At 28.2% G+C, this 25,133-nt stretch carries 20 protein-coding genes and 7 tRNA genes; 23 read left to right on the top strand and 4 right to left on the bottom strand.

Going from position 1 to position 25,133, the window contains the following annotated elements:
* The first annotated feature begins 20 nt into the window (after nucleotides 1–20).
* From ESOMN_RS03245 to ESOMN_RS03205, 9 genes are all read left to right on the top strand, one after another.
* Nucleotides 21–2,045, top strand: coding sequence for a hypothetical protein (locus ESOMN_RS03245; RefSeq protein WP_051445520.1), 2,025 nt, complete (start codon nucleotides 21–23; stop codon nucleotides 2,043–2,045).
* Between the two features lie 237 nt (nucleotides 2,046–2,282).
* On the top strand, nucleotides 2,283–3,434 hold the full coding sequence (locus tag ESOMN_RS03240; RefSeq protein ID WP_024863515.1) for a TSUP family transporter: 1,152 nt from the start codon (nucleotides 2,283–2,285) through the stop codon (nucleotides 3,432–3,434).
* 15 nt (nucleotides 3,435–3,449) lie between these two features.
* On the top strand, nucleotides 3,450–4,637 hold the full coding sequence (locus tag ESOMN_RS03235; protein WP_024863514.1) for a glycine C-acetyltransferase: 1,188 nt from the start codon (nucleotides 3,450–3,452) through the stop codon (nucleotides 4,635–4,637).
* A 20-nt stretch (nucleotides 4,638–4,657) separates the two neighbouring features.
* Nucleotides 4,658–5,623: an NAD-dependent epimerase/dehydratase family protein gene (locus ESOMN_RS03230; RefSeq protein WP_024863513.1), complete on the top strand. Its 966-nt coding sequence runs from the start codon at nucleotides 4,658–4,660 to the stop codon at nucleotides 5,621–5,623.
* 231 nt (nucleotides 5,624–5,854) lie between these two features.
* Nucleotides 5,855–7,876 (top strand): NAD-dependent DNA ligase LigA, encoded by a 2,022-nt coding sequence (ligA, locus tag ESOMN_RS03225; protein WP_024863512.1) that lies wholly within the window; start codon nucleotides 5,855–5,857, stop codon nucleotides 7,874–7,876.
* Complete coding sequence (gene gatC, locus ESOMN_RS03220) at nucleotides 7,863–8,165, top strand: Asp-tRNA(Asn)/Glu-tRNA(Gln) amidotransferase subunit GatC (RefSeq protein ID WP_034942382.1); 303 nt, start codon at nucleotides 7,863–7,865, stop codon at nucleotides 8,163–8,165. Before ligA ends, gatC begins: the two co-directional genes overlap by 14 nt.
* Nucleotides 8,165–9,610, top strand: coding sequence for an amidase family protein (locus tag ESOMN_RS03215; protein WP_034942380.1), 1,446 nt, complete (start codon nucleotides 8,165–8,167; stop codon nucleotides 9,608–9,610). Before gatC ends, ESOMN_RS03215 begins: the two co-directional genes overlap by 1 nt.
* A gap of 1 nt (nucleotide 9,611) precedes the next feature.
* Complete coding sequence (gene gatB / locus ESOMN_RS03210; protein WP_024863509.1) at nucleotides 9,612–11,051, top strand: Asp-tRNA(Asn)/Glu-tRNA(Gln) amidotransferase subunit GatB; 1,440 nt, start codon at nucleotides 9,612–9,614, stop codon at nucleotides 11,049–11,051.
* An 8-nt stretch (nucleotides 11,052–11,059) separates the two neighbouring features.
* Complete coding sequence (locus ESOMN_RS03205) at nucleotides 11,060–12,097, top strand: hypothetical protein (protein WP_024863508.1); 1,038 nt, start codon at nucleotides 11,060–11,062, stop codon at nucleotides 12,095–12,097.
* A gap of 30 nt (nucleotides 12,098–12,127) precedes the next feature.
* On the opposite strand, the gene ESOMN_RS03200 is transcribed toward ESOMN_RS03205, so the two are convergent.
* Nucleotides 12,128–12,874 carry a potassium channel family protein gene (locus ESOMN_RS03200; protein WP_024863507.1) on the bottom strand — a complete coding sequence of 249 codons (747 nt, stop codon included), beginning with the start codon at nucleotides 12,872–12,874 and terminating at the stop codon, nucleotides 12,128–12,130.
* A gap of 91 nt (nucleotides 12,875–12,965) precedes the next feature.
* On the opposite strand from ESOMN_RS03200, the gene ESOMN_RS03195 reads away from it, so the two are divergent.
* From ESOMN_RS03195 to ESOMN_RS03155, 9 genes are all read left to right on the top strand, one after another.
* The gene (locus ESOMN_RS03195) at nucleotides 12,966–14,642 is read left to right on the top strand and encodes a potassium transporter TrkG (protein ID WP_024863506.1); all 1,677 of its coding nucleotides are present in this window, start codon (nucleotides 12,966–12,968) and stop codon (nucleotides 14,640–14,642) included.
* An 8-nt stretch (nucleotides 14,643–14,650) separates the two neighbouring features.
* Nucleotides 14,651–15,502 carry a bifunctional 5,10-methylenetetrahydrofolate dehydrogenase/5,10-methenyltetrahydrofolate cyclohydrolase gene (locus tag ESOMN_RS03190; RefSeq protein ID WP_024863505.1) on the top strand — a complete coding sequence of 284 codons (852 nt, stop codon included), beginning with the start codon at nucleotides 14,651–14,653 and terminating at the stop codon, nucleotides 15,500–15,502.
* Between the two features lie 71 nt (nucleotides 15,503–15,573).
* Entirely contained in the window at nucleotides 15,574–16,194 is a 621-nt protein-coding gene (locus ESOMN_RS03185) for a tetraspanin family protein (RefSeq protein WP_024863504.1), read from the top strand.
* 134 nt (nucleotides 16,195–16,328) lie between these two features.
* Nucleotides 16,329–16,404: transfer RNA gene (locus ESOMN_RS03180), tRNA-Asn, on the top strand.
* Nucleotides 16,405–16,413: 9 nt separating this feature from the next.
* Nucleotides 16,414–16,489, top strand: a tRNA-Glu gene (locus ESOMN_RS03175).
* 8 nt (nucleotides 16,490–16,497) lie between these two features.
* Nucleotides 16,498–16,573: transfer RNA gene (locus tag ESOMN_RS03170), tRNA-Val, on the top strand.
* Between the two features lie 21 nt (nucleotides 16,574–16,594).
* Nucleotides 16,595–16,670, top strand: a tRNA-Thr gene (locus ESOMN_RS03165).
* A 52-nt stretch (nucleotides 16,671–16,722) separates the two neighbouring features.
* Nucleotides 16,723–16,798 (top strand) — tRNA-Thr (locus tag ESOMN_RS03160).
* Nucleotides 16,799–16,975: 177 nt separating this feature from the next.
* Complete coding sequence (locus ESOMN_RS03155; RefSeq protein WP_024863503.1) at nucleotides 16,976–17,611, top strand: hypothetical protein; 636 nt, start codon at nucleotides 16,976–16,978, stop codon at nucleotides 17,609–17,611.
* Nucleotides 17,612–17,853: 242 nt separating this feature from the next.
* On the opposite strand, the gene ESOMN_RS03150 is transcribed toward ESOMN_RS03155, so the two are convergent.
* The 3 genes from ESOMN_RS03150 to ESOMN_RS03140 are packed head-to-tail and all read right to left on the bottom strand — an operon-like array spanning nucleotide 17,854 to nucleotide 20,382.
* Nucleotides 17,854–18,753 carry a hypothetical protein gene (locus ESOMN_RS03150; protein ID WP_024863502.1) on the bottom strand — a complete coding sequence of 300 codons (900 nt, stop codon included), beginning with the start codon at nucleotides 18,751–18,753 and terminating at the stop codon, nucleotides 17,854–17,856.
* 13 nt (nucleotides 18,754–18,766) lie between these two features.
* Nucleotides 18,767–19,672 carry an ABC transporter permease subunit gene (locus ESOMN_RS03145; RefSeq protein ID WP_024863501.1) on the bottom strand — a complete coding sequence of 302 codons (906 nt, stop codon included), beginning with the start codon at nucleotides 19,670–19,672 and terminating at the stop codon, nucleotides 18,767–18,769.
* The gene (locus ESOMN_RS03140) at nucleotides 19,672–20,382 is read right to left on the bottom strand and encodes an ABC transporter ATP-binding protein (RefSeq protein ID WP_024863500.1); all 711 of its coding nucleotides are present in this window, start codon (nucleotides 20,380–20,382) and stop codon (nucleotides 19,672–19,674) included. The genes ESOMN_RS03145 and ESOMN_RS03140 overlap by 1 nt, the downstream gene beginning before the upstream one ends.
* A gap of 110 nt (nucleotides 20,383–20,492) precedes the next feature.
* On the opposite strand from ESOMN_RS03140, the gene ESOMN_RS03135 reads away from it, so the two are divergent.
* The 5 genes from ESOMN_RS03135 to ESOMN_RS03115 all read left to right on the top strand — a co-directional run bounded on the left by ESOMN_RS03135 (nucleotide 20,493) and on the right by ESOMN_RS03115 (nucleotide 25,133).
* Nucleotides 20,493–21,677: a hypothetical protein gene (locus ESOMN_RS03135; protein WP_024863499.1), complete on the top strand. Its 1,185-nt coding sequence runs from the start codon at nucleotides 20,493–20,495 to the stop codon at nucleotides 21,675–21,677.
* Between the two features lie 576 nt (nucleotides 21,678–22,253).
* Nucleotides 22,254–23,573, top strand: coding sequence for a BspA family leucine-rich repeat surface protein (locus ESOMN_RS03130; protein WP_024863498.1), 1,320 nt, complete (start codon nucleotides 22,254–22,256; stop codon nucleotides 23,571–23,573).
* A gap of 214 nt (nucleotides 23,574–23,787) precedes the next feature.
* Nucleotides 23,788–23,863 (top strand) — tRNA-Lys (locus ESOMN_RS03125).
* A gap of 3 nt (nucleotides 23,864–23,866) precedes the next feature.
* Nucleotides 23,867–23,950, top strand: a tRNA-Leu gene (locus ESOMN_RS03120).
* A 352-nt stretch (nucleotides 23,951–24,302) separates the two neighbouring features.
* Nucleotides 24,303–25,133 (top strand): DNA adenine methylase, encoded by an 831-nt coding sequence (locus ESOMN_RS03115; RefSeq protein WP_024863497.1) that lies wholly within the window; start codon nucleotides 24,303–24,305, stop codon nucleotides 25,131–25,133.

Genomic DNA, 25,133 nt, shown 5'->3' with positions numbered 1-25,133 from the left:
ATATAAAAAAGGAGGTACCTATGAAAGTTTCTGCGCGTCAAGGTGTAATTACAGCTTTAGTGGGAGTAATGATTTCCATATTTGGTGCGATTATTCAATTTTTAATGATTTATTGAATATTAAATGCTTATGGTACTGAGTTTAACGGGTTTGTCAGAATTGCAACAGCTCTTTCAATTTTAGGTGGTTCCACTGAAGGTGCATTAGGAATTACAACAGTAGTTATGCTAATGAAACCGATGGCTAACAATGATTGAATTGAAGCTAATGAAATTTTTTCAACAGCTAAAAAGAAATATAAAAAAGGAATGGTCACAGGGACTTTGTTGGTTTCTTTAGTTGCTTTAGTTTACCCTTTAGAATTAGCGTTAGCTCCAGTTATTCTAAATGGGGATCCTCTTAAATGAGGAATCCAAATCAGTAATGCCGCAAATGAAGGTGTTAATTTAGTTCCGATTTGACAATTAATTGGACTAATTTTTATTTTGGGATCTAAACAAATTCTTACAGCTGGTTTCTTTGGTATTTATGAAAATGTTTTAATGGCAGATCAAAAAAATATGGTTAGAAAAGTAGCGGTTTTACTAGCTGATACGATTGTTTATGGGACGCTGTTTTATTTGATGAATTTATCGATTGATAATGTCAATTACATGGCGCCCATTGTTCCATTTTTAATTTTGTTAATTTATGCTCCAATTCGTGGTTTTGCGATGAAAATTTACGTCAAAAGGTATTATCCTTTGTTGAAATTTTACCCCGATTTTAATTCGTACACTTTGTTGCGATCAACTACAAAAATGTGAAGAGCTAATTTGGGTAAAAGTGTTTTAATGAATATTGATTTAATTGTTTTATTTGTGGTTTTGGGAACATCTGGTTTGCGTACTACATCGATGCTTTCTTTATATTTAATTATTGGAGTTAATTTACGATTGATTCTTACTAATTTAATTGTTTCTTTTAGAGAGTATTTTATTGGAATAATTGCTAAAGATGGTAGATTATCTTGAGAATCATATTCAAAATATGAATTGTACACTTTTGTAATTGCTGCTTTTTCATTTATTATAATGAGCATCGTGGCTCCATATATTGTTACAGGACTTTATGGAGATGTTGTTGCCAATGACTTATCCAATTTACAAACAAACATATTAAATGCCCGTGATAGTAGTAAAGATTTATCAATTTCATTGTTTGAATTAAATGCACAAAAGGAAGCTTTCAAATTTATTTTTTCTGATCCTACTTTTTCTTCTCTATATGGAGCTGGAACTGCTTTCATTTTGTTGTTTGAAGGTCAATTAACATTAATTCAAGCCAAAAGAAGATTTGGAGATGTTGCTAGAACAATTAATTGAAGCGCTATAATTTATGTTTTGCTACAAGTTATTTCAACATTAACAGTTGTTCTAATAAAAGAAAATAATACTCATTATATTAAAAATGTAATTTTAGTTTTCTACATCCTTAAGTTAAGCTGCATGACATTTATTTATATATATATGTGACAGTACACTTGAAAAAGAGTTACATATAACTCAACTTTCAAATATTCTTTTACTAATATAATGTCATTAACTTTACCAATTGGGGTGGCAGTTATTGTTAATATGCTGCTTATTGTTCCTAAATTTCCGCTAAATGTAATGATAAGTGGAGAAACAATTCAGATAACGCTAGTTACAATTCCTTTATTGTTAGGGATGCTTACAACAGTTTCATTTTTAGGAATTGGAGCAACTTTGATTTTGCCGATTATTTTAAGACCTTCAGTAGGTTTGTCAATTTTGATTTTGCTTCCAATAATAAAACAATTAGTTAATAAAAGTAAAGAAAAGTCTAAATTGAAAAGATTGCAAACCGAAAATCTTAACATTAAACAGATTGTCGGTGATCAAAAAGAAACAATGTTAAAAGCGATTAATGGATTTGATGAAATTAATGATTCAGTAATTGATGAAAAGGAGTTTTTTAAAAAGTATCAATCAACAGAAAAACCGAAAATTTTTAAAGTTAAAGGTGTAAAAAAAATTGATTAAGATACCAAAAATGAAAGATAATAAGTAACTAATTAAAAGTTCATAGCACCAGTTTAAACTGGTGCTTTTAATTTGGTCAAGTAATGGTCAACAAAAATTATAACTAATTTAAAATTCCAAAAAATGGTTTTTTTATATGTCATTTCTTTCAAAGCAGTTATAATAGTAATTAGGAATATTTTCCAATTTGAAAAATTAAAAGGGAAATTATTCTAAAAGGAAATAAAGGTTTTATCTATGTTCAAAACATTTAAAAAAGCAGAAGCAACTTCTCAGAACTTAGACAATCTTCTAACAAAAGAAGACGCTAAAAAGAGAATGTTTAAATGACTAACTATGCTTGGTATTGCTCTAGCAGCAACAATTGGCGCAATGTTAATACAATTTTTAGTTATTATGCCTAAAAAAGGCGAACACTTAGATTTAGACACAAAAGATGGTGTGTTTTCACTAGCTATGGCTATTATATTGTTTATTGCCGGAACTGCCGTTAGTGTTATATTTATCGTTACTTCTTCAAAGGTTAAATACAATGATGAAGGAATTAACACAAAATGAGCAATTGCTGCTGGTGTAACCGCAGGATTCACTGACACTATCTCGGTTGGTTCTTTTGGAGTTGCAACTGCTATATTGAAAAAAAGTAAAACAATTAAAGATGACACAAAATTACCAGGAACTTTGAATGTTGCTTTCGTACTAAGTGGAACTCTAGAAGCTTCTTTATTTATTGGAACAATTAAAGTTGATATGCTAACAATTTTATTATTGCTAGTAGCAATTCTTATTGGGACTTTTGTTGGTTCATGATTTGTTACCAAAATCAACAAAGCACTTGTTGTAAAAGGTTTTATGGGTATAGCACTATTTATAGTTGGAATCTTGATGATTCTTGCTCACCCACAAGTTAATGTGTTTGGTGATTTAGGAGCAACATCAGGATTGACAGGTTGGAGATTAGGATTAGGAATTGTTGGATTTCTTTTATTAGGAATGATTCAGTCATTTGGAATTGGATTATTTGCACCAGCTATTGCTGTTCTATCATTTTTAGGAATGAAACAAGAAGCAATCTTACCAATTATGTCATGTGGATCAGCTTTAAGCATGATGCCTGCAGCTTTCAACTTTGTAAGAACCAAAAAATATAATCAATTAACAGGAAGTTTAATGCATATTTGATCTGTTTTAGGATTATTGGCTGCATTCTTGATAGTTTTTGCAGGACTTAAATCAATTCCTGGAATGGGTGATTTCGCTCCAAATACTACAACTCCATATTTTGAAGTTGTATTAAAATGAATTGCAATTCCTGTAATTTTCTATGTATCAATTACATTATTGTGAGAATTCTATCAAGCATTAAAAGCTGAAAAAACCAAAAAATAAAGAAAGGAATATAAAATGAAACTATACGAGAGATTAGTAAATGAATTGAAATCGGCTAAAGAAAGAAAAGTTTACAACGACATTAAATTGTTAGAAAGCAAGCAAAGCGATAAGATTAAAATCAATGGCAAAGATTTTCTAAATATGTGTTCAAACAATTATTTAGGATATGCCGGTGACAAAATTGTCGGCGATGCTGCAAAGAAATCAATTGATAAATATGGTTTTGGTCCAGGAGCTGTTAGAACTATTTCAGGAAGTTTTACAATTCACGACGAATTTGAAAAAGCACTTGCTAAATTCAAAGGTTTTGAAGCAACATTACTTGTTCAAAGTGGATTTCAAGCAAACACAGGATTAATTCCAACAATTACAACAGCTGCTGATTTAATTATTTCTGATGAATTAAATCATGCATCAATTATTGATGGTGTACGTTTGTCAAAGGCTCAACGTGCTGTTTTTAAACACATGGATACCGTTGATCTTGAAAGAGTTTTAAAAGAAAACAAAGACAAAATTCAAGGAAACATTTTTATTGTTACTGATGGTGTTTTCTCAATGGATGGAGATATTGCTCCACTTGATAAAATTAATAAATTAGCAAAACAATATGGTGCTTACACAATTGTTGATGATGCTCACGGAGAAGGTGTTATTGGTCCAAAAGGTCGTGGATCAGTTGCTCACTTCAATTTAGAAGGGCAAATTGATATTGAAACAGGCACACTTTCTAAAGCTTTTGGTTTAGTTGGTGGATTCATTAGCGGGAAAAAAGAATTGATTGAATATTTAAAACAAAATTCACGTGTATTTAAGTTCTCGTCATCACTACCACAAAGTTTTGCTGAAGCTGGATTAGCTGTTTTGAATGACTTAGAAAATGACGGAAAGCGTTTAGAAAAATTGTGAAATAACACTAAATACATTCAAGAAAAATTTAAAAAAGCAGGTCATTCAATTGGAACAACTCAAACTCCTATTACACCATTTATGGTTGGAGATGAAGCAACAACAACTGATTTAGCTAAAAAATTATTTGAAAATGATATTTTGGCTTCACCAATTATTTTTCCATCAGTTCCTACGGGGAAAGGCCGTATTCGTTTAATGATTTCTTCATTGCATACTAAAGAAGAGTTAGACCATGTATATAACGTGATTACAACCGAATATAAAAAATTAATTCAAAATAAAAAATAAAAATAGAAAAGAGGTAACTTATGAAAAAAGTATTAGTTACAGGTTCATTAGGTCAAATCGGTTCAGAATTAGTTACAAGGTTAAGAAAAGATTTAGGATTAAACAATGTTATAGCAACTGACTTAAGAAAAATAGAAGGTAGTCCTATTGTTGAAGAAGGTGTATTTGAAACATTAGATGTAATGGACCAAGAAGCATTCTTAAAAATGGCAAAAAAACATAAACCCGATATGATTGTTCACTTAGCGGCATTATTGTCAGCAACAACTGAAAAAAATCCTAAATTAGGATGAAAATTAAATATGGATGGTTTAATTAATGCATTAGATGTTGCAAAAGAAATTGGTGCAGGGTTATTTGCACCATCATCAGTTGCAGCATTTGGACCAGATGTGGATTTCCAAAATACACCTCAAGACACATTTATGCATCCAACTTCAATGTATGGTGTAACAAAAGTCGCTGGAGAATTATTGATGAATTATTATTACACTAAATATGGCGTAGATACTAGATCGGTGCGTTTCCCAGGATTAATGTCATACAAAACTGAGCCAGGTGGAGGAACATCTGATTATAACGTAGATATGTATTATCAAGCTTTATTAAAAGGTGAATATGAATGTTATTTAAAAGCCGGAACTTACATGGATATGATGTACATTGATGATGCAATTGACGCAATTGTTAATTTAATTAATGCAGATTCTAAAAAATTGAAACATCGCAATGCATTCAACTTAGCACCATTTACTGCTGAACCAGAAATGCTTGCAACTTCAATTAGAAAACATATTCCTAACTTTAAATTAAATTATAAAATTGATCCAGTTCGTCAAGCTATTGCAGATTCATGACCAGATCATATGGATGATTCAGCAGCTCGTGAAGAATGAGGATTTAAAGCTAAATACTCACTTGATGACATTACCGAAGTTTTACTAAGAGAATTGACAATTAAATTTAAAAAACAAGGTAAACTTTAATCTTAAAATATTTCCATTCAAAAATAAGTTTAAATAATTTGCATAACACCTAAGGATAATTATTCTTGGGTGTTTTTTTATTTTAATATAGTCAAAATTCAAAATATTATAATTTTAAGAAGATTTAACTGCTTTTGGACACTTGAATATTCTAACCTTCTTATTTATTATTTGTCTTTATTCAAATAACTAAAAAAGTTATAATTATTTAAGAAATGAAAAGGTGTCAATATGGATTTGAATAACGTTAAAAATTTAATTAATGAACTAAGATCCAAATTGAATAAATGAGGTCATGAATATTATGTTCTTGACCAACCTTCAGTAGATGATTTAGAATACGATCAAACAATGCATAAATTGATTCAACTTGAACATGATTATCCCGAATTAGTTACTTTAGATTCACCAACTCAAAAGATTGGTGGCAGAATTAGTGAAAAATTCGAGAAATACATTCACAAAAAACCAATGCTTTCGCTTGGGGATGTTTTTTCTTATGATGAAATTTTAAATTTTAATAAACAAGTTGCAAAAGAAACGGGTACAGAACAAAATGCTTATTTTGCTGAATTGAAAATAGATGGGTTATCAATTTCGTTACACTATGAAAATGGTTTTTTAATTGATGCAGTAACTAGGGGCGATGGTGTTGTTGGAGAAAACGTGACCGCAAATGTAAAAACAATAAAATCAATCCCATTATCAATACCTGATAAAAGAAGAACAGAGGTTCGTGGAGAAATTTTTTTATCTAAAAAAGAATTTGAAAAGATTAATAACGAAAAATTAATTGCAGGTGAACCACTTTTTGCTAACCCTCGAAATGCGGCAGCAGGAACTCTAAGACAATTGGATTCAGCTGTTGTTGCAAAACGCAATTTAGATGCCTATCTTTATTATTATTTATGTGAAGAAAACTTAACAATAAAATCCCAAACAGAGGCTCTTGAGTATTTAAAATATTTGGGCTTCAAAACAAATAGCGAAAGTATATTATGTAACAATTTATTTGAATTAGAAAATTATATAAATGAATACACAGAAAAAAGAACGCAATTACCTTACGAAATTGATGGCATAGTTTTAAAAATTAATGATTTTAATTTATACGAAAAAATTGGTTATACCGCTAAAACGCCAAAATGAGCAATTGCATATAAATTTCCAGCAGAAATTAAATCAACTAAATTACTAAACATTTTTCCAACCGTTGGAAGAACTGGAAAAATAACTTTTAATGCTCAATTAGAACCTGTAAAAATAGCAGGAACAATTGTTAGCGCTGCAACATTAAATAATGCAGAATGAATCGAAGCAAAAGACTTGCGAATTGGAGCAACTGTTAAAATTAAAAAAGCCGGAGATATTATCCCTGAGGTTATAGCAATTATCAATAATAATGATTTTAACAATCTACCCAAATGAAAAAAACCAAGCAAATGCCCTAATTGTGACAACTTACTTGAAAAAAGCGATGGTGAAGTTGATCAATTTTGTGTTAATTTTTCGTGTCCTGCTCAAATAACAAGATCATTAGAACATTATGCCAGCAGAGCAGCTACGAACATTGTTGGTCTTGGTGAAGCTATTGTACAAAAGTTTTTTGAAGAAGGTATTTTGCGTTCAGTTGCTGATATTTATAAACTTGAACAACATAAAGATAAAATTTTAAACCTTGAAAGCTTTGGCGAAAAAAGTTATCAAAACTTGATTGATTCAATTGAAAAATCTAAGACCAATTCTTTAGAAAAAGTTTTATTTGGTCTAGGTATTAGACATGTCGGCGCTAAAACAGCAAAAATTTTAGCTTCAAGATTTGGTGATATTGATAAGCTAGCAAAAAGTAGTTTTGAAGAGCTTGCTAATATTGATTCAATTGGTATTGTTTTGGCACAATCACTTTTGGATTGATTTGCAATCAATAGCAATTTACAATTAATTGAAAATCTTAAAAAATATGGAGTAAATTTAACCTTTACAGGACCCAAAGTAAATACTGATAACGAAATTAATAATAAAACATTTGTAATCACAGGAACACTAAGCAAATCGCGTGATTATTTCAAAGATATAATTGAAATGAACGGTGGAAAAACATCTTCAGCTGTTTCTAAAAAGACAGATTTTTTGTTAATGGGAACTGACGCAGGAACCAAAGAACAAAAAGCAATCTCGTTAGGTGTTAAAATTATTGGAGAAAAAGAATTAGAAGAAATGTTAGGAGAAAAAAATAGTTATGAACGATATTAATAATATTAACGATGAGCTGATTAAGGAATTAGCTTCCGATATCATGTTAGAACTTTCGCAAGGGGAAATTAATGAAATTATTGAAGCAGAAGAATCAATTATTAAACGTTTTAAACAAGTAACTTCAATTAATACTGATAACATAGAACCATTAAACTACCCTTTTGAAAATTCTCATGTTTTTTTACGTGAAGATGAAGATTTTTATACTAACTCACAAGAAGATCTTTTAAACAATGCTCCAACTGTTGACGGTGATTTTATTACGATTGTGAAGGTGATTAAATAATGAATATTAGAAATATGAGTATTGTTGAACTTCATGAAGCATTAAAGAACAAAAAAATAACAGTTACAGAAATTGCTCAACAAGTCATAGAATTTTCAAAAAAGGATTTAGATTCTAATTTTATGATTACATTGCCAGAAAAAGAAATTATGAAACAAGCTGAGGAGTTAAACAAAAATTTTGATGATAACAACTTTTTATATGGAATTCCTTATATGGCTAAAGATAATTTTGCAACCAAAGGGATTAGAACAACTGCTTCCACAAAAATTTTAGATAATTTCGTTCCAACATATGATGCAACTTTAATTGAAAAATTAAATAAAAATAAAACATTAATGTCAGGTAAAGTTGCTTTAGATGAATTGGGTTTAGGAGGAACTGGTTTACATTCCGCTTATGGCGAATTAGTTAATCCTCGTGATAGTAAAAGATTGTTAGGAGGATCATCTTCTGGTTCTGTTTATGCAGTTACTAAAGGATATGTTCCTTTTGCAACAGGAACTGATACAGGTGATTCAATTCGTAAACCAGCATCTTTTAATGGAATTGTTGGTTTCAAACCTACTTATGGTGCTTTATCAAGATACGGAATTTTTCCTTATGCTCCTAGTTTGGATCATGCCGGATTTTTTACAAGAAATGTTGATGATATGGCAATCGTTTTTGAAAAAACAGTTGGTTTTGATCCAAAAGATTTTACATCAATAAAAATTAATGATGAAATTTTTTATGCTAAAATTAACGATTTAAGTGCTACAACTACATTTGCTTACATTAAAGAAGTTCAAGAAAATTTACCTGAACCATTAAAAACACATTATGAAAGTTTTTACAATAAATTAAGTGCTCAAGGTTACCAAGTTTCGGAAATAAATTTTAGAAGAGACTTACTAGATGTTCTAGCGCCAGTTTATATGATGATTTCATTCCCGGAAGCTGTTTCAACAATTTCTAATTTAGATGGAATTAATTTTGGATTGAGAGAACCTGGTGATGATTTTACAGAAATAATGACTAAAACAAGATCGAAATATCTTGGCGACGTAGTAAAACGTCGTTTCGTTATTGGTTCATTAAATTTAAAAAAGGAAAATCAAGAATTATATATGAACAAAGCTAAAAAAGTACGTCGTTTAATTGTTGAAGAAATTAGTAAAATCTATAAAAATTTTGACGTTTTAATCATTCCTTCGGCTATTGGCATTGCCCCATTAATTGAAGTAGCAACAGAATTCGAAGATGATTCTAAGCAATTTTTAGAAGACATTTTAACTTTAGCTAATTTCTCAGGAATGCCTTCAATAACAATTCCTTTTGTTGAAGAACAATCAATGCCAATTGGAATAAATTTAAACACTGCTCCAGGTCAAGATTTAAAGGTTTTACAAGCGGCTAAAGTTTGTGAAAACATTATTGGAATCAAAAATAAGGTGGTGAATTAAAATGAATAATTTTGAAATTATTATTGGAATTGAAAACCACGTTGAATTGAAAACAAAATCAAAAATGTTTGCGCCAGCACCAGTTGTTTATGGAGCGAAACCTAATACAATGATTTCCGAAGTTGACATGGGTTATCCCGGAGCAATGCCAACAGTTAATAAAAAAGGTGTAGAGTTAGCTATCTTAGCAGCTCATGCTTTCAAAATGGAAATTGACCCATTATTAAAGTTTGATCGTAAAAATTATTTTTATCCAGATCTGGTTAAAGGATTTCAAATAACTCAACAATTTCATCCAATTGGAAAAAATGGAAGTATTGAAATTGAATTAAGCAATCATCAAAAAAAGATAATTAATATTGAAAGAATTCACATTGAAGAAGACACAGCAAAGCAAAATCATAAAGGTGATTTAACTTACATTGACTATAATCGTAGTGGTGTTGGTTTAATTGAAATTGTTAGTCATCCTGAAATTAGAAGCGCAGAAGAAGCGTGTGCTTATGTTGAAAAAATTCGTGAAATTTTATTATTTTTAGGAGTTTCGGATGTCAAAATGAACGAAGGTTCATTGCGTTGTGATGTAAATGTTTCAATTCGTCCATTTGGTGCTACAACATATTCAAATCGTGTGGAAGTTAAGAATTTAAATTCTATTGCAAATGTTAAAAAAGCAATCGATTTTGAAGTAGCTCGTCATTCAAAAATTTTATTGAGTGGTGAAATTGTTCAACAAGAAACTAGAAGATTCGATGAAAATCTTCAAGAAACAGTAGTAATGCGTAGTAAAGAAGACTCAATTGATTATCGTTATTTTGCCGAACCCAATATTGCCCCTATTCAATTGGATTTAAAATGAGTAGCAAATGTAATTAAGAATTCTCCAGAATTAGCCGAAAGTAAAAGAGCAAGATACATCAATGAATATCACATTAGTTTAGTTGACACTAATATTATTTTAAGTAATTTAGAATTAACAAACTTTTTTGAAAAAACAATTAAATTAACTAAGTCAATCTCTAAAGTTGTGAATTATCTAGTTGGTGATATTCAATCAGAATTAAACAAAGCTAACAAAGAAATTTATGAAACTAATTTAACTCCTCAAAATTTAGCAGAAATGATTAATTTAATCGAAGAAGGAACAATTTCTTCGAAGCATGCTAAAACAATTTTGCCAATAATTATTACAAGTGCAAATAAATCACCATTGATGATTGCCGAAGAATTAAACCTAAAGGTTATTTCTGATATTCCCACAATCACCAGTTACTTAAATAAAATAATTAACGATAATTTAGAGTTAATCAAACAATATGATGAACGTCCAGAACGTGTAACTAAAACTATCATGGGACAATTAATGAAAGAAACAGGTGGGAATGTTAACCCCGACATTGCAATGAATCAAATAATTAGAATTATAAAAAATAGACGTTAGAGGTTATTATGAAGGCGTGAACATTTATTGGTAATGATGATGAAATTTTGAGCAATGATTCACAAAATTGAAAAGAAATTGATATTGCTGATAAATTTAAAGCTAAAATATTAAATGAAAAAAAGATTGTTAACGATCTTTCTCAGGAAATTAAGAAAAAAGCTCTACTTATAAGAAGTTCTTTTTTTGAAGACAATCTTAGACAAATCATACATGATATTATAAGCAAAAAACTTATTAAATTAAATAAAGCTAAATTTAGAATCAATAATAATGGTAAAAACGAAATGGACTATAAAGCAACATTTGTTGATGTGAATGAAGAGGATAAAACAGAATTTCATAATCTTTTTACTAATTACAATATTTTAAGTTTTTATTTAACAAGTTATATAAACTTAATAGGGTGATCTACTAATGAAATTATTCAAGTTTCTAAACTTTCAAATTCAGATTCTGAAAATATTTTATTCAAAAAAATATTAATTGAAAATATTAATATGGTTTATGATCAAATTAAAAAAATGTTTTATTTTTTTGCTTATTCTGATTGGCTAAGTGAAAAAATTTCTACTAATATAAGCAAGAATATTTTAAACAAACAGGAAAAATGAATGCACAAATTTATGGAATTTTTTGATTTAGATGATTCAAAATCATTAGAAGAAAATATCTGATTTTTTGATTTAGCTAGAAATGTTATTCAACATAGAGATAAGGTTAATTCTTTTGAAGGTAGTCAAACTCAGTATACACCATCAATAAAAAATAGCCATAAATTGCAAATTGATTTTCAAAATCAAAAAAATAACAAATTATCATTTTATTTAAAAAATTCAGATAGATTAATTTTAATTTCAGATTCATTTGACTCCAAAACTTTTCTTGATAAGATTTTGGGTGAAGAAGCGGTAACGTCTATAAACTTTAAATGAATGCATTTCGATGTTTTTAATTTATCAATAGAAGCATTAAAATATATTGATATTTTTTTTAAAAAGTTAGAATTTAAAATACATAGAAAGTACATAAAATACTTTTTTTAAACAAAATAAAAGATGGGGTTAACTCATCTTTTATTTTGTTGTTGGTTCTTTTAAAGTGTTTTCTTCGCTGATTAATGTAGTCAATTCACTAATCTTTCCTTGGATTTTAAACACTAAATCATTAATAACTGTGGTTCTGGCAAAAATAACAATTGCGTCCCCTTCTTTAATAATTGTGTAGGCATCTGGTAATAAGATTTTACCTTTACGTTTAATTTGAATAATATTATAATCTTTAGTTCCTGTTAATCCTGATTCTTGGATAGTTTTATCCAAAATTTCTGGATTTAAAGCATTGATGGTTGTTGACATAAAATCTTCATCAATCGATTGTACATCAATATCAGCATCAATGTCAAAAACTGAGCGAATTCCAACGATTTTTCCTGAAATTGCATCAGGAATAATAATTTGATTTTCTTTTAATCCTAAGGCTGTTAGGACACGTTTATGTTTACTGTCGCGAGCTTTAACAATAATATTTACACAACCTAAATCAATTAAATTTAAAACTGTCATCATTGAAGCTTCAATGTTCGAACCAAAACCAACAATGACTCCATCATATTGATTGATACCATTATTTTTTAAAGCTGATTTATTGGTCGAGTCTAAAATAATTGAGTCAACTGATTCATATTCAGAAAGATATAATTCTAAACGATCAGCATCAGTATCAAAAACTGTCACTTGTTGTCTTTTCTCAACAAGGGTGTTTAAAACAGCTAAACTGAAGTTAGAAGCACCAATAATTGCAAAACTTTTTTTCTTGGCCATAGTATGACTCCTTTTTATTTACTCCTTAAATTATATCAAGTAAAAAGCTATTTATTGTATAATATAATGTGATTTTAGAAAGGGTGATTCGATGTCTAAAAACGAAATGAAAAGCAATCCATTAAGTAATCAATCACCCAATAGTGATCATACTTATACTCCTGATCACGATGAAAATAAGAACCGCAAATTTAATGAAAAATTATTTTTGAAAATGAAAAAATTATGACCTTTATCAAAAATTTCTGGTCGTATTTTTTTAATTTATCTTTTAGTTGTTTTACTTGGGGGATTGTTATTATCAATTCCGGGAGTTGTTGTTAATGATAATTTTCATTGAAGTTTTTTAACAGGAATTTTTACAGCATCTTCAGCTTTTAGCGATACCGGAATTAATATTGCGGATGTTTCTCATGACTATTCATTTTGAGGACAATTGTTGTGCGCGATTATGATTGAAATCGGGGGAATTGGAATTTTAACTTTTAAGATTGTTTTGTTCTTGGCCATTAATAAACGCATTTCCTTAAACGATACACAAACAGCACAATCAGAACGTGGTTCTTCAACAACGGCTTATACAATCGAATTAATTCGTGATGGTTTTATTTGATTAACAATCGTTCAAATTTCAGCAGCTATTGTTTTATTTTTTGCGTTCTTTTTTCAAGAACCTGGAACAATAACTCAAAATATGGTTGATATCGGTGGTGGTCAATACGAAAACACTGCTTTAAACACCGTTTCACCATTTCATGATTTCAAACTATCATTATGATTTGCTATATTTCATTCAACTAGTGCGATTAATAATGCCGGGTTTGATATTATCTCTTCTGGTTCATTGCAACCATATAACGTTCAAGGACACTATTCTTATTTAATTCAAGTTGTATTTTTAATGGAGTGAATACTTGGAGGTTTAGGTTACCCAACTTTCCATGATATTAAACGTAAAATTCGCGCTAGAAGAGCTGGATATTCTGTTAAGTTTAGTTTATTCGCTAAACTAAACTTTTGAGTTTATTCTTTCTTTTTAATCGCTGGGCCATTAATGGTTTTTGGTACAGAAATGATAAACCAAGATCAATCGATGATTTTTAATTATTACCAATATGAAACTGGAGCATTTGGAGTTACTAGTAATGTAGAAATTTTGAGTGCTAAACCAATGGGTGTCGCCATTATGGATATTATTTTTAATACAACTGCTTGTCGAAACGCAGGATTTTCAACAGTGCCAATTAATGATTTTAACGCTGGATCTAAAACTATTATGTCGGCATTAATGTTTATTGGTTCGGCTCCATCATCAACGGCTGGAGGGATTAGAACTACAACGTTCGCAATTATTATGTTGGCTACTTGAGCTATTATTCGTAATAACCGTCAAACAACTGCTTTCAAAAAAACTATTCCTGAAATAACCGTAAAACGTGCATTTGCTGTATTCTTTATTTCAGCAACACTAGTTATAATTTCAATTATTGCTATATATTCAGATTCCGCAAAAGTCTTGTCCCCAACTCAAACTGGTGATACTAGTGTGGTACAAATTTTAACATTAATTACAAGTGCTTTCGGAACCGTAGGGATGAATCCGTTCACTGGAGAGCAAATGGTTGCTTTTGGAGCACTTTCAAAAATTGTTATGATTATGATGATGTTTTTAGGACAATTAGGAATTTCTAATACTTTATTAGTTTTTGTTAAACCATCCACTAAGAAAATGTATGGATATCTTGAAGAAGATGTTGTGATTGGGTAGGTGACAAAATGATTATTTTAGATGGTAAAAAAGTTGCGCTTCAAAAACGTAAAGAATTAAAATTACAAATCGAAGAACAAATTAAACATAGACATCGTAAACCTAAATTAGTAGTAATTTTGGTTGGTGATAATCCTTCGAGTTTAGTTTATGTTGAACATAAAATGAAAACCGCGCAAAAAGTCGGAATCGAAAGTAAAACTTTACATTTTCCTGAAAATATTGCTCATGATGAATTATACAAACAAATAAATTATTTAAACAAAGATGATAATGTCGATGGTATTTTATTGCAATTACCTTTGCCTGCAAGATTTGTTGAAGAAGAGTACCTTCAAGCAATTGTTCCAGAAAAAGATGTCGATGGTTTTCACTACAAAAATCAAGGCAGAATGCTTCAAAATTATAATGCTACTTATCCTTGCACTCCGTTAGGAGTTATTAATTTATTAAAAGCTTATGAAATTAATTTAAAAGGTAAAAATGCAGTTGTTGTTGGGACATCAAACATCGTTGGTAAACCTTTAGGAATAATGCTATTAAATGCTGGAGCTACGGTTACTTTTTGTAATCAAGACACTCAAGATATTAAATTACACACCTCTCAAGCAGATTTGCTTATTTCTGCTACTGGTCAAAAATTTATTATAACTAAGGATATGGTTAAATCAAATGCAATTGTTGTTGATATAGGGATTATTCGAGATCTTGAAAACAATAAATTAGTTGGTGATGTTGATTATCAAAACGTTGCTCCAATGACAAGTTACATCACCCCAGTACCAGGTGGAGTCGGACCCATGACAGTAATTTCACTAATGGAAAACACTTTTAAGTTATATTTAGAACATCAAAAATAAAATTTTCTTTCAAAATTTTATTTTTTTATTCTTAAACATATAGCATATAATTACTTTAACGAGGTGTTAATATGAATAACTTTAAACAAAAATATAAATTTAGTCCAACATTTAAGATTGGATCAATGCTAATTCTAATTTTTTCTGGAATAGCTATTGCCGGAGGTTTTGCGCTCTTTATTTTCGGAATTTCTTGAGTTTTTATGGGAGTTTACAGTGGTGAAACAGTATCAGACAACCATGTAACTTGAGGAATCACAATGATGGTATTAGGTATGTATGTAATGTTAATGAATATTTTTGCCTTAACTTTAACTTCTTTAGCTGTTAATCGTAAAAATCCAAATAATATGATGATTACAGCAATTGTTTCTATTGCTGGGGTTGTTGCTATGTTTGGAGGAGTTATCTTATTATTTACTCCAGTGGCAACGAAAGAAGAAAATGGCAAAAGAGTTATTAATCCAGAACAAAAAGTACCAACAGTGATCAAACATCATGCTAGTGAAAAAGAATTTAGTCAAAATAACCATGAATTAGAAAACTTAGAAAAACAAGAACTTGAAAAGCAAAAATTAAAAGAAGAATTAATTGCTTTAAAACAAAAAATAACTGATAATTTAGCTGATGAAAATGAAAAAAACCTCTTTGTTGTTAAAACTAGAGAATACCAAGATAAATATTCAAAATAAACCGTAAACAAAAGTAGTGATTTTACTTTTGTTTTTTTATGAAAAGTCTAAAAAATAATATTGTCTTGTGTATGTTTCTATGATATTATTTAAAAGTCTTGCTGAAAGTAAGAACAAATCATTCAATAAATTTTGGCTTTTTAGCTCAGTTGGTAGAGCAACCGGCTGTTAACCGGTTTGTCACAGGTTCAAGTCCTGTAAAAGCCGCCATTATTTATTGGCCTGTTGGTGAAGCGGTTAACACACACGGTTTTCATCCGTGGATACACGGGTTCGAACCCCGTACAGGCTACCATTATTATTGGGGTGCTAGCTCAGTTGGGAGAGCTCCTGCCTTACAAGCAGGCGGTCAGCGGTTCGAGCCCGTTGCACCCCACCATTTTTTTTACTTATTTTATATGCTGACTTAGCTCAGTTGGTAGAGCAACTGACTTGTAATCAGTAGGTCGTAGGTTCGACTCCTATAGTCAGCACCATTAAAAAACACAATCACCATTTGGTGATTTTATTTTGTTAAAATTAATTTATGCTAATTTAGCTCAGTTGGTAGAGCAACTGACCCGTAATCAGTAGGTCGTAAGTTCGAATCTTATAATTAGCACCAGGAAGAATCGTTAAATCACCATTTTTATTAAATGGTGATTTTTATTTCGATAATTTGCTTAAAAGCATACACACTTATAAGTGTTAGTGTTAGCATATAAGTGAATAAGAATAATAGTAATATTTTTTAAATATTTCTTTGTTTTTATTCATATTTTTAGGAAAGGAGGTGAACAAAATGATTAAATTATTAACATTATTGGGTGCAGTTTTAACTCCGGCAGTAGGTGCAGCTCCAATAATTTCCACAGTACAAAATCACAATATTTTAAACCAAAAAGGAGACAAAGCAGTTGCTGAATCCAAAAACTTTTTTTGAAATGATCGACACATACCTGAAATTGCACTAGCTTCTTCTTCTCCTTGGGATAGTAATTCGCCAAGTGTTATAAAATCGCTTTATACTTTTGATTTAGGTACAACCAAACCGGATTATAAAACGATGAGTTTTGTTGGAGTTAGTTCTGAAGGTTTTTTTAATTGAAAAAACTTCGGATTTCACTGAACTTGACCCGAAAAAATTAACTTTTCATTAAATGATGTTACAAATAAAAAAATAAAAAGTATAGATGATAATGAATTCTTTACATTTTCATGTATAGCTTCTACAGCTACAAGTGTTGTAAATAAAGCATATTCACATCTTTTTGCTCAATGTGATGCGATTGTTAATGTTGGGTATACGTGATACCAAGAAAATGGTCATTATTATTTCCAATTTTTATTATGACAAGGAATTGAACTTAATGGTTTTGATTCGAATGACCAAGCTTTTTTATATTCTAATTTAGGTACTCAATTACATTTAGAATAATTAAAATTTTATAAATAATCTTAAAATGCTGTTGTATTAACAAAAAATTATTAAATAAACTTATTAGAGTGAATCCCAAAGAGTCAATGTTTTAATTTCCTTTGTATTTTCTTTTTGGAGTTCATTTTATTATGCCTAAATTTTTTACAGCATTATTATGTTTCATTAATTTATATTTTATAACCATCTTCATTTGTAAATAAAAAAGCATCGTCAACGATGCTTTTTTATTTAGTTTAAAATTACAATTTTGCAAAATCTTTTTTAGACCAAATTACTAAACCTAAAATAGTTGAAAACCCTCAAATTATTAAATTAATTCCAACACCTATTAAAACACTATTTAGTTTGGGTTTATCTAAACTAAAAATCGTTTGTTTAAATGTATCTGTTTGTATTGTGTCGCTAATTAAATCATTAGAATATAAAAACGATGGGGCAATTAATTCTAAGGAAAAAAATCGATTATACTGAAACATTTTTCAGTCATTTGGATTTGTTTTATAAATATTATATGTAAACGAAGGAATAAGCAACAAGAGCATTATAACACCAACCAAACAAGCAAATAAAATTCCGTTTTCCTTACATAATTGATTAATAAAAATAATTAGTGAATTAAATGTTAGTAAAACCAAAAACATTTCTAAAACAGTGAATACTATTTTATCTAAATTATTAGAATCATAGGCAAACGATCCAAAAATTATTACACAAACAAATAGAGGTAAAAACATCAAAGTTGTAACTAAATTAATTGTTAACAATTTTATTATATATATATGAGATCTTTTTAGACTTGATGACAATCAAAACGAAATTTCACCACTTTTAATTTCGCTTGTAAAAATTTTATTGATAAAAAAGATATTTATCAATAAAATTAGGCAAATCATAATTGGACCGAGTAATATTAAATTATAAATTCCTGAAAGAGATTGAAAACCTAAAACACTAGAATCTTCCATTCGTATTTCACTATTTGCTATTGTAAATTTTGCATTTTTTGGGACAGAACTTGTCACACTAAATGAAACTATTAGCGAAATTACTAAAACAGAAATTCCAAAAAAAATTAAATATTTATAATTTCTCTTTAAATTAAAATAAATAATGTTTCATAATTTATTTTTTAATTGCATATCACAACTCTCCTTAAATAGTAAATTCTAATTTATCTCAAATATATTGCTTTGTCGATCAAACAGTTATAACTGTTATGAAAGGCATTAACAGCCATGATGCAATTAGATGAATGTAACTAAAAGATTCGTGTTGATAAATATATTGGTAGTCGCCATAATTATTAATAGAAATTTGGTAATCTACTTTTGTTTTGTCGAATTGAAGAACGTGAGGAAAAAAATTCTCAATGTCAATATATCTAGTAAATTTATCACCCATCATAAAATTTAGTCCCATTATTAATAGTAAATAAATAATAAAAATTGCTCAAATTAAAAAATGCATTTCTTGTTTATCTTTTAATAAAAAAATAGAACCAATAATTAATGATGAAATCAGGGCCATAAGTATCAAAAAATTTAACATTTTTAAAATTACGTATCCAACATTTTTTATATCATAAACACTAAATAAAAAGAAAAAAGATATTAAACAACAAATAAATCAATAAAAAATAATTAATAAAAAACTTGAAATGGTTTTTGTTTTAAAAATCGTTTCTTTGCTTATTGGTTTCGTTAATCAAAATTGAATTGAACCATTGTCTATTTCTTTAGCAAAAATTCTTGATGTGTAAGTAAGAGTGAAAAGTGTCATTAAAATAATATTTGCTTTTCCGAAAATAACTCAATTATAAATTGTAGCAATAGATAACATATTTCTTGAATATAAATCCTTTGGATTTTCTCAAGTTGTTGTAGCGATTGTTGTTTTAGTTTGCGTTCCGTTCATAGTTGCGGCAACGTTTGAGAAAAGTGTCATTATTATAAATATAATTGAAAAAAAGATAATTATTTTTTTATTTATTTTAATTGTTTCTCACACAAGAAAAACAGTTTTGTGTTTTTTGGAATTAAAATGTTGAAACTTTTTCATTATAATTCAACCTCATCATTATAAAAAGCTTCAAATCTCTTTTTAAGTTCTTCTACTTTTTTTACATCTGTTCTGGGAAACTCATCAATTATTGAACCTTCCTTAATAAAAACGATATTGTCGCAAACAGAAATTATTTCTTCAAAAATGTGAGAACAAACAATAACCGTTGTTTTATTTTCTTTATTTAATTTTTTAATTAATTTATTAAATCTAATTTGCATAACTGGATCTAATCCAGATGTTGGTTCGTCCAATATTAAATATTTAGGTTTATTCATAACAGCCGCTATTATAGCTACTTTTTGTTTCATTCCTTTGCTCATTTTTTTAATTTTTCTTTTAACATCTAATTCAAAATAAGCTATTAATTTTACTAAAAACCCCTGATCAACATTGTCTTTAAATTTTGCTGTTAATTTTAAATACTCTTGACCAGTCATTGTGTCAAACAAATTAAGTTCTCCGGCAACATAACCAATTTGGGCCATAACTTTATCGTGGTCTTTAAGTGGATTTAATTTATCAAAAAAAATATTTCCACTATCTGAAGATATAAAGCCCATTACTTGTCTAATTAAAGTAGATTTCCCAGCCCCATTCGGCCCCAATATACCTAAAACATTTCCATCTTTAACTTTAATGTTAATATTAAAGTTTCCTATTTTATCTCCATATTTTTTACTAACATTTTCTATTATTATTGACATATTTGACTCACTTTCACTAATTTAATTATCTATGTTTTTTTGTTTTTTAAAACATGTTATATTAAATTTGATTAGAAGAAATTCTAATTAAATTGAAAGGAATTAGAAAAATGTTGAAATTATTAGGAATATTATCATTACTTTCGCCAGCAGCAACAAGCGCGGTTGTGCCAATAAATAATAGTAATAAAATTGAAATATCTAACAAAATTAGTAATAAAATAAATTTTGATATTAATGAAAATTTATACACAATACTAGAATTAGATAAATTATTATTAAAAAAAACATCGATAAATGTTTTTGATTTAGCTTCTTCTGGTGAAGATGTTGATCAAGATAAATTATTTAAAGAAATAATGGCAGAAGAGTTGAAAAATAACCCAGAGCAAAAAGTTAATATTACAACAATATTAGTTGATTGAATGAAAAACCCTACTGATTGATTATTTCTAGAATTTCCTCAAAATTATCCTGAAATAGGTAAAGCTCAAAATTATGATATTACATTACTTTATTTAGGTAGTGGTTCCTTTAATGGAACATTATCATTTGAAGTCATTCTAGACAATGATGACACATTTGAAAAAACATTTTTATCTAATGCATTTACAACTTCTGAACTAGGAATTTTGGAAGATGAAGAATTTTTAAATCCTGAAAAATACATATGAAATACTATTTTATCAGTTAATTTAAATACAGAAGTTAAATTTGAAGATTTGATATTTGTTAACATAGCTTATGATAAAACATTAGTTACCGCACGTGAGGAAAGTAACTTTAAAGGTTCATATGAATTTAAATATAAAACCAATTTTAATTTCAATGTTTCAACCTCTTTAAAAACAATGAGAGTAGATGCATATGATTCAACACAAAAAGATTCTGATTCAAAATCTCTTGAATTAACATTTAATCTCGGAAGAGAAAAACTTGTAGATATATATTCTTCTTTAGAATATAGATTAAGTGGTTACACATGAGACAATAAAAATTATACAGATGAAATAGATGTTTTTTCTGGAAGTGTTTCTCAAACAATTGGTAATACAAGTATTTATGTCCCTTCGATAGATTTATCTATTGATTCTTCTTCCGTTGAATTAGCGCATAGAAAATATGCAAATGTAAATTCGATGGAATCTCATTTAAATTTATCTTGAGATTGAATAACAAATAAAACTTTAAAAATAACTTTAAGTGGTAATATATCAGCGTATGCAACAGCGTGAAATGCTTATTGAGCAAGAACTGAAGCCATAGCATTGATTGACAATATTAAACTTAAATAAAAAATTTTAAGATTTTTTAAAATAAAGTTTTTCATAACAACAATATGTTTTTAAAATTTATTAATGCACTTTAAGAAATTTTGTTAAATTATTAAAAATTATTTTATAAAATATAATAAAATTTTTATACTAATTATTGTTTATTAAATTAAGCATGGTTTGATTGTCGCTTTGCTAAAAGTGCTGATTTGTAATTAATGTTTTGATAGCAATTTTAAATATTATAATTAATAAAATTTTTAATTTTAAAAGTACTACAAGCAGTGGTACTTTTATTTTTTGCGAAATTTTATAATCACAAATTTACTTAAAATATATAAAAATTGATATTATTTATTATTAAAAATTTATATATTAAATTTTTGACTTTTTTGTCAAATTTTAGAAAAAATTAAGTATCCCTTGTTTTTTTTTTTTTTTTGTAAAAATGAAATTACGGTCAGGTAAATATAAAAGATTGTTAATGTTTAGTTATAAAAGCATTTAAACCCTTAATAATTTTTTAAAACAAAATATTTTCATTTTTGTTTAACGTTTAATGACCTTATTTTTAGAAAAAAATAAAAGGAGCTAAAAATGAAAAAATTATTAAGTTTATTAGCCACAATAGGATTAACAGCAACTACTGGAGCTACAGTTGTTTCTTGTGGTGATAAAAATAAAGATCCAGACAAAGATATAAAAGACATTAGTGTAGTAAAAACTGATTTGCAAAAAGTATTAGATAGTAAAATTGATAAAACTAAAAATTGAGTTAAATCGGAATTAGAACAAGCAATTGTAAATGCTAACATTGATATTGTTGGTGGAATTACTGTTGAAGAAGTAAAAACAATTCAAGGCTATGCTTCGGTTACTTCGCAAATAACAACTTGAAAATTTATTGGTCATGGAACAAATGAAAATCAGTACAAGTACAAAGGAGAACTTGAACTAGAATTTCATTGAAACAACAAAATTGATGCAGTTTCAATTGATAATGTAAACACAAAAATGCAATTAAATGAGCTTCTAAATACAAAAAATCGCAATGAATCAAATTATTGAAGTTGAAGTAGAACTGAACTTGAGAAAGCAATTGTAAATGCCAAAATTGATATTGCTGGTGGAATAACTGTTCAAATTCTAAAAGAAGATGAAAATAATAGAATTCAAGAAATTCTATTTATAGGTAATGGAAATAGCAGTAATGATTTTTCGTATAGCGGGAAAATTACGTTAAATCACAAAGTTGTTACCAATAATATTGCCAAATTTCTTGATCAATATGGTAATTTATGAACAACGGATAATCTTAATTTGAGTCTTGCATCAGCTGAAGCATACATTCTTTTGAATTTTCCTTATGTGACTTCGTCGGGTACACAAGGTAATTTTGGTCAAACAATAAAAAATTTTAAGGGAATAAAAATTCCTAGTGTTTTACCAAAAGAAATTACTGATATTTCTCTAATATTTTATGGAAATCCAAATAAAAAAATTGAAGGAATTGAAGAATGAGACACTTCAAATGTAGTAGATATGAGTTGAGCTTTTACGAATGCTTCGAACTTTAATGGTGATTTATCCTCTTGAAACACTTCAAATGTAAAACAAATGTCCAATATGTTTGCAGGCGATTTTAATTTCACAGGTAAAGGAATAAAAAATTGAGATACATCAAAAGTTACTAATATGTTTGGTCTGTTTTCTGAAGCTAAAAATTTTAATGAAAATATTTCTTCTTGAAAAACTTCAAAAGTAACTGATATGAGTTCGATGTTTTATAATGCCGAAATTTTTAATCAAGATCTTTCAAGATGAAATGTTTTTGAAGTAATAAAATATACTGATTTTGATAAAGGGGCATCAAGTTGAAACGAAAAATCGAAACCAGTTTTTAGACCAACATATTAAATCAATAACTAATTTGAAAAAGTTATAATTTTAAAAAAGGCAATTATAAACCTTTTTTAAAATTTTTTATTATTTTTATTTTTAAAATTACTATTTTTAATTTAAAAATTTATTCCGTTTGTTTTTGCTATATTTATTTTGTAAAATTAAGCCTATTTAGCACTATTAAATTTTTGTTAAAAATGCTAATATTTAATAGTCGCCAAATCAATATGATTCGTTAGCTCAGTCGGTAGAGCAACTGGCTTTTAACCAGTGGGTCCGGAGTTCGAGCCTCCGACGAATCACCATTTGCGGGATTGGCGGAATTGGCAGACGCACTAGACTTAGGATCTAGCGTCTTCGACGTAAGGGTTCGAGTCCCTTATCCCGCACCATTTAGATTTTAAAAAAAACAAGTCTTTGACTTGTTTTTTTTAGCCCCAAAATATAAACTAAATAGAATTTCTAAACGTTATAAAAAATACAAAATTTATTTTCTAAAATAAAATAGTTTAAATTTTATTAACCCATTTTTCAATAGAGGGATATTAGTTTCATTATAAAATTAGGTTAACAAATTACTATATTTAATAATTTTTAAAAAATAAAATAGTTTAAATTTTTAAATAAAATGAATTCATAAAATTTTAATAAAAAATTACTAAAATTTGCAACTATAAAAAGTGTTTCTTTTTTATAGTTTCTTTGCATTTTTTCTTGATAAAATTAATTTTGTAAGGAATTAAAATGAAACCACTAATTAAATGAGTCGGCGGTAAAAGACGCTTTATAAAATATATCGAAGAAGAAATACCCGACAACATAAATAATTATTTTGAACCTTTTGCTGGCTCAGCGGCTCTTTATTTTCATTTAAAAATAAAAAACTCAAACATAAATGATTTGAATACTTCACTTATAGATTTCTATAAAACCGTTAGAGATAATCCCGAAAAATTATTGGATGAAATTAATAAAACATTTAATAATTCAAATCCACAACAACACTATTATGATTTGAGAATGCAATATAATGAGGAAAAAAAACATTTGGACAAAATAAGAAGATCAGCACTGTTTTTTTATCTAAATAAAGTAGGATTCAATGGAATTTATAGAGTTAATTTACAAGGTAATTTTAATGTTCCGATAGGAAAAAGCAAAACATACTTTATACCTACAAAAAATGATTTTAATGAAGCTTCTAAACTTTTAAAATCAACAAAACTTACTTCTAAGGATTATAAAGAAATTGTGAGAAAAGCTGGTTTTAACGATCTAATATATTTAGATCCTCCATATTATCCAGATGATTCATCTAAATTTGTCGGTTACACGGAGCCCTCATTTGGAAAAAAGCAACACGAAGAGCTAATAGAAGAATGTTATAAGGCATGAAAAAAAGGCTGCACAATATTAATATCAAATTCTAATTCATTGGAATTTAGAGAAAAAATAAACTATCGTTTTGGAGAATCAGTAATTTGCAAAAATATCTTTACTAAAAGAAGTATAAATCCAAATTCAATAGACAAAAAAAGATTTGTAGAAAATCTATATATAATCAAACAGAGGTAA

The sequence above is a fragment of the Williamsoniiplasma somnilux genome (assembly GCF_002804005.1).
Classification (GTDB): domain Bacteria; phylum Bacillota_I; class Bacilli_A; order Mycoplasmatales; family Mycoplasmataceae; genus Williamsoniiplasma; species Williamsoniiplasma somnilux.
Note: the sequence above shows the minus strand (reverse complement) of the source record. Positions and strands in the feature narration are given on the sequence as shown.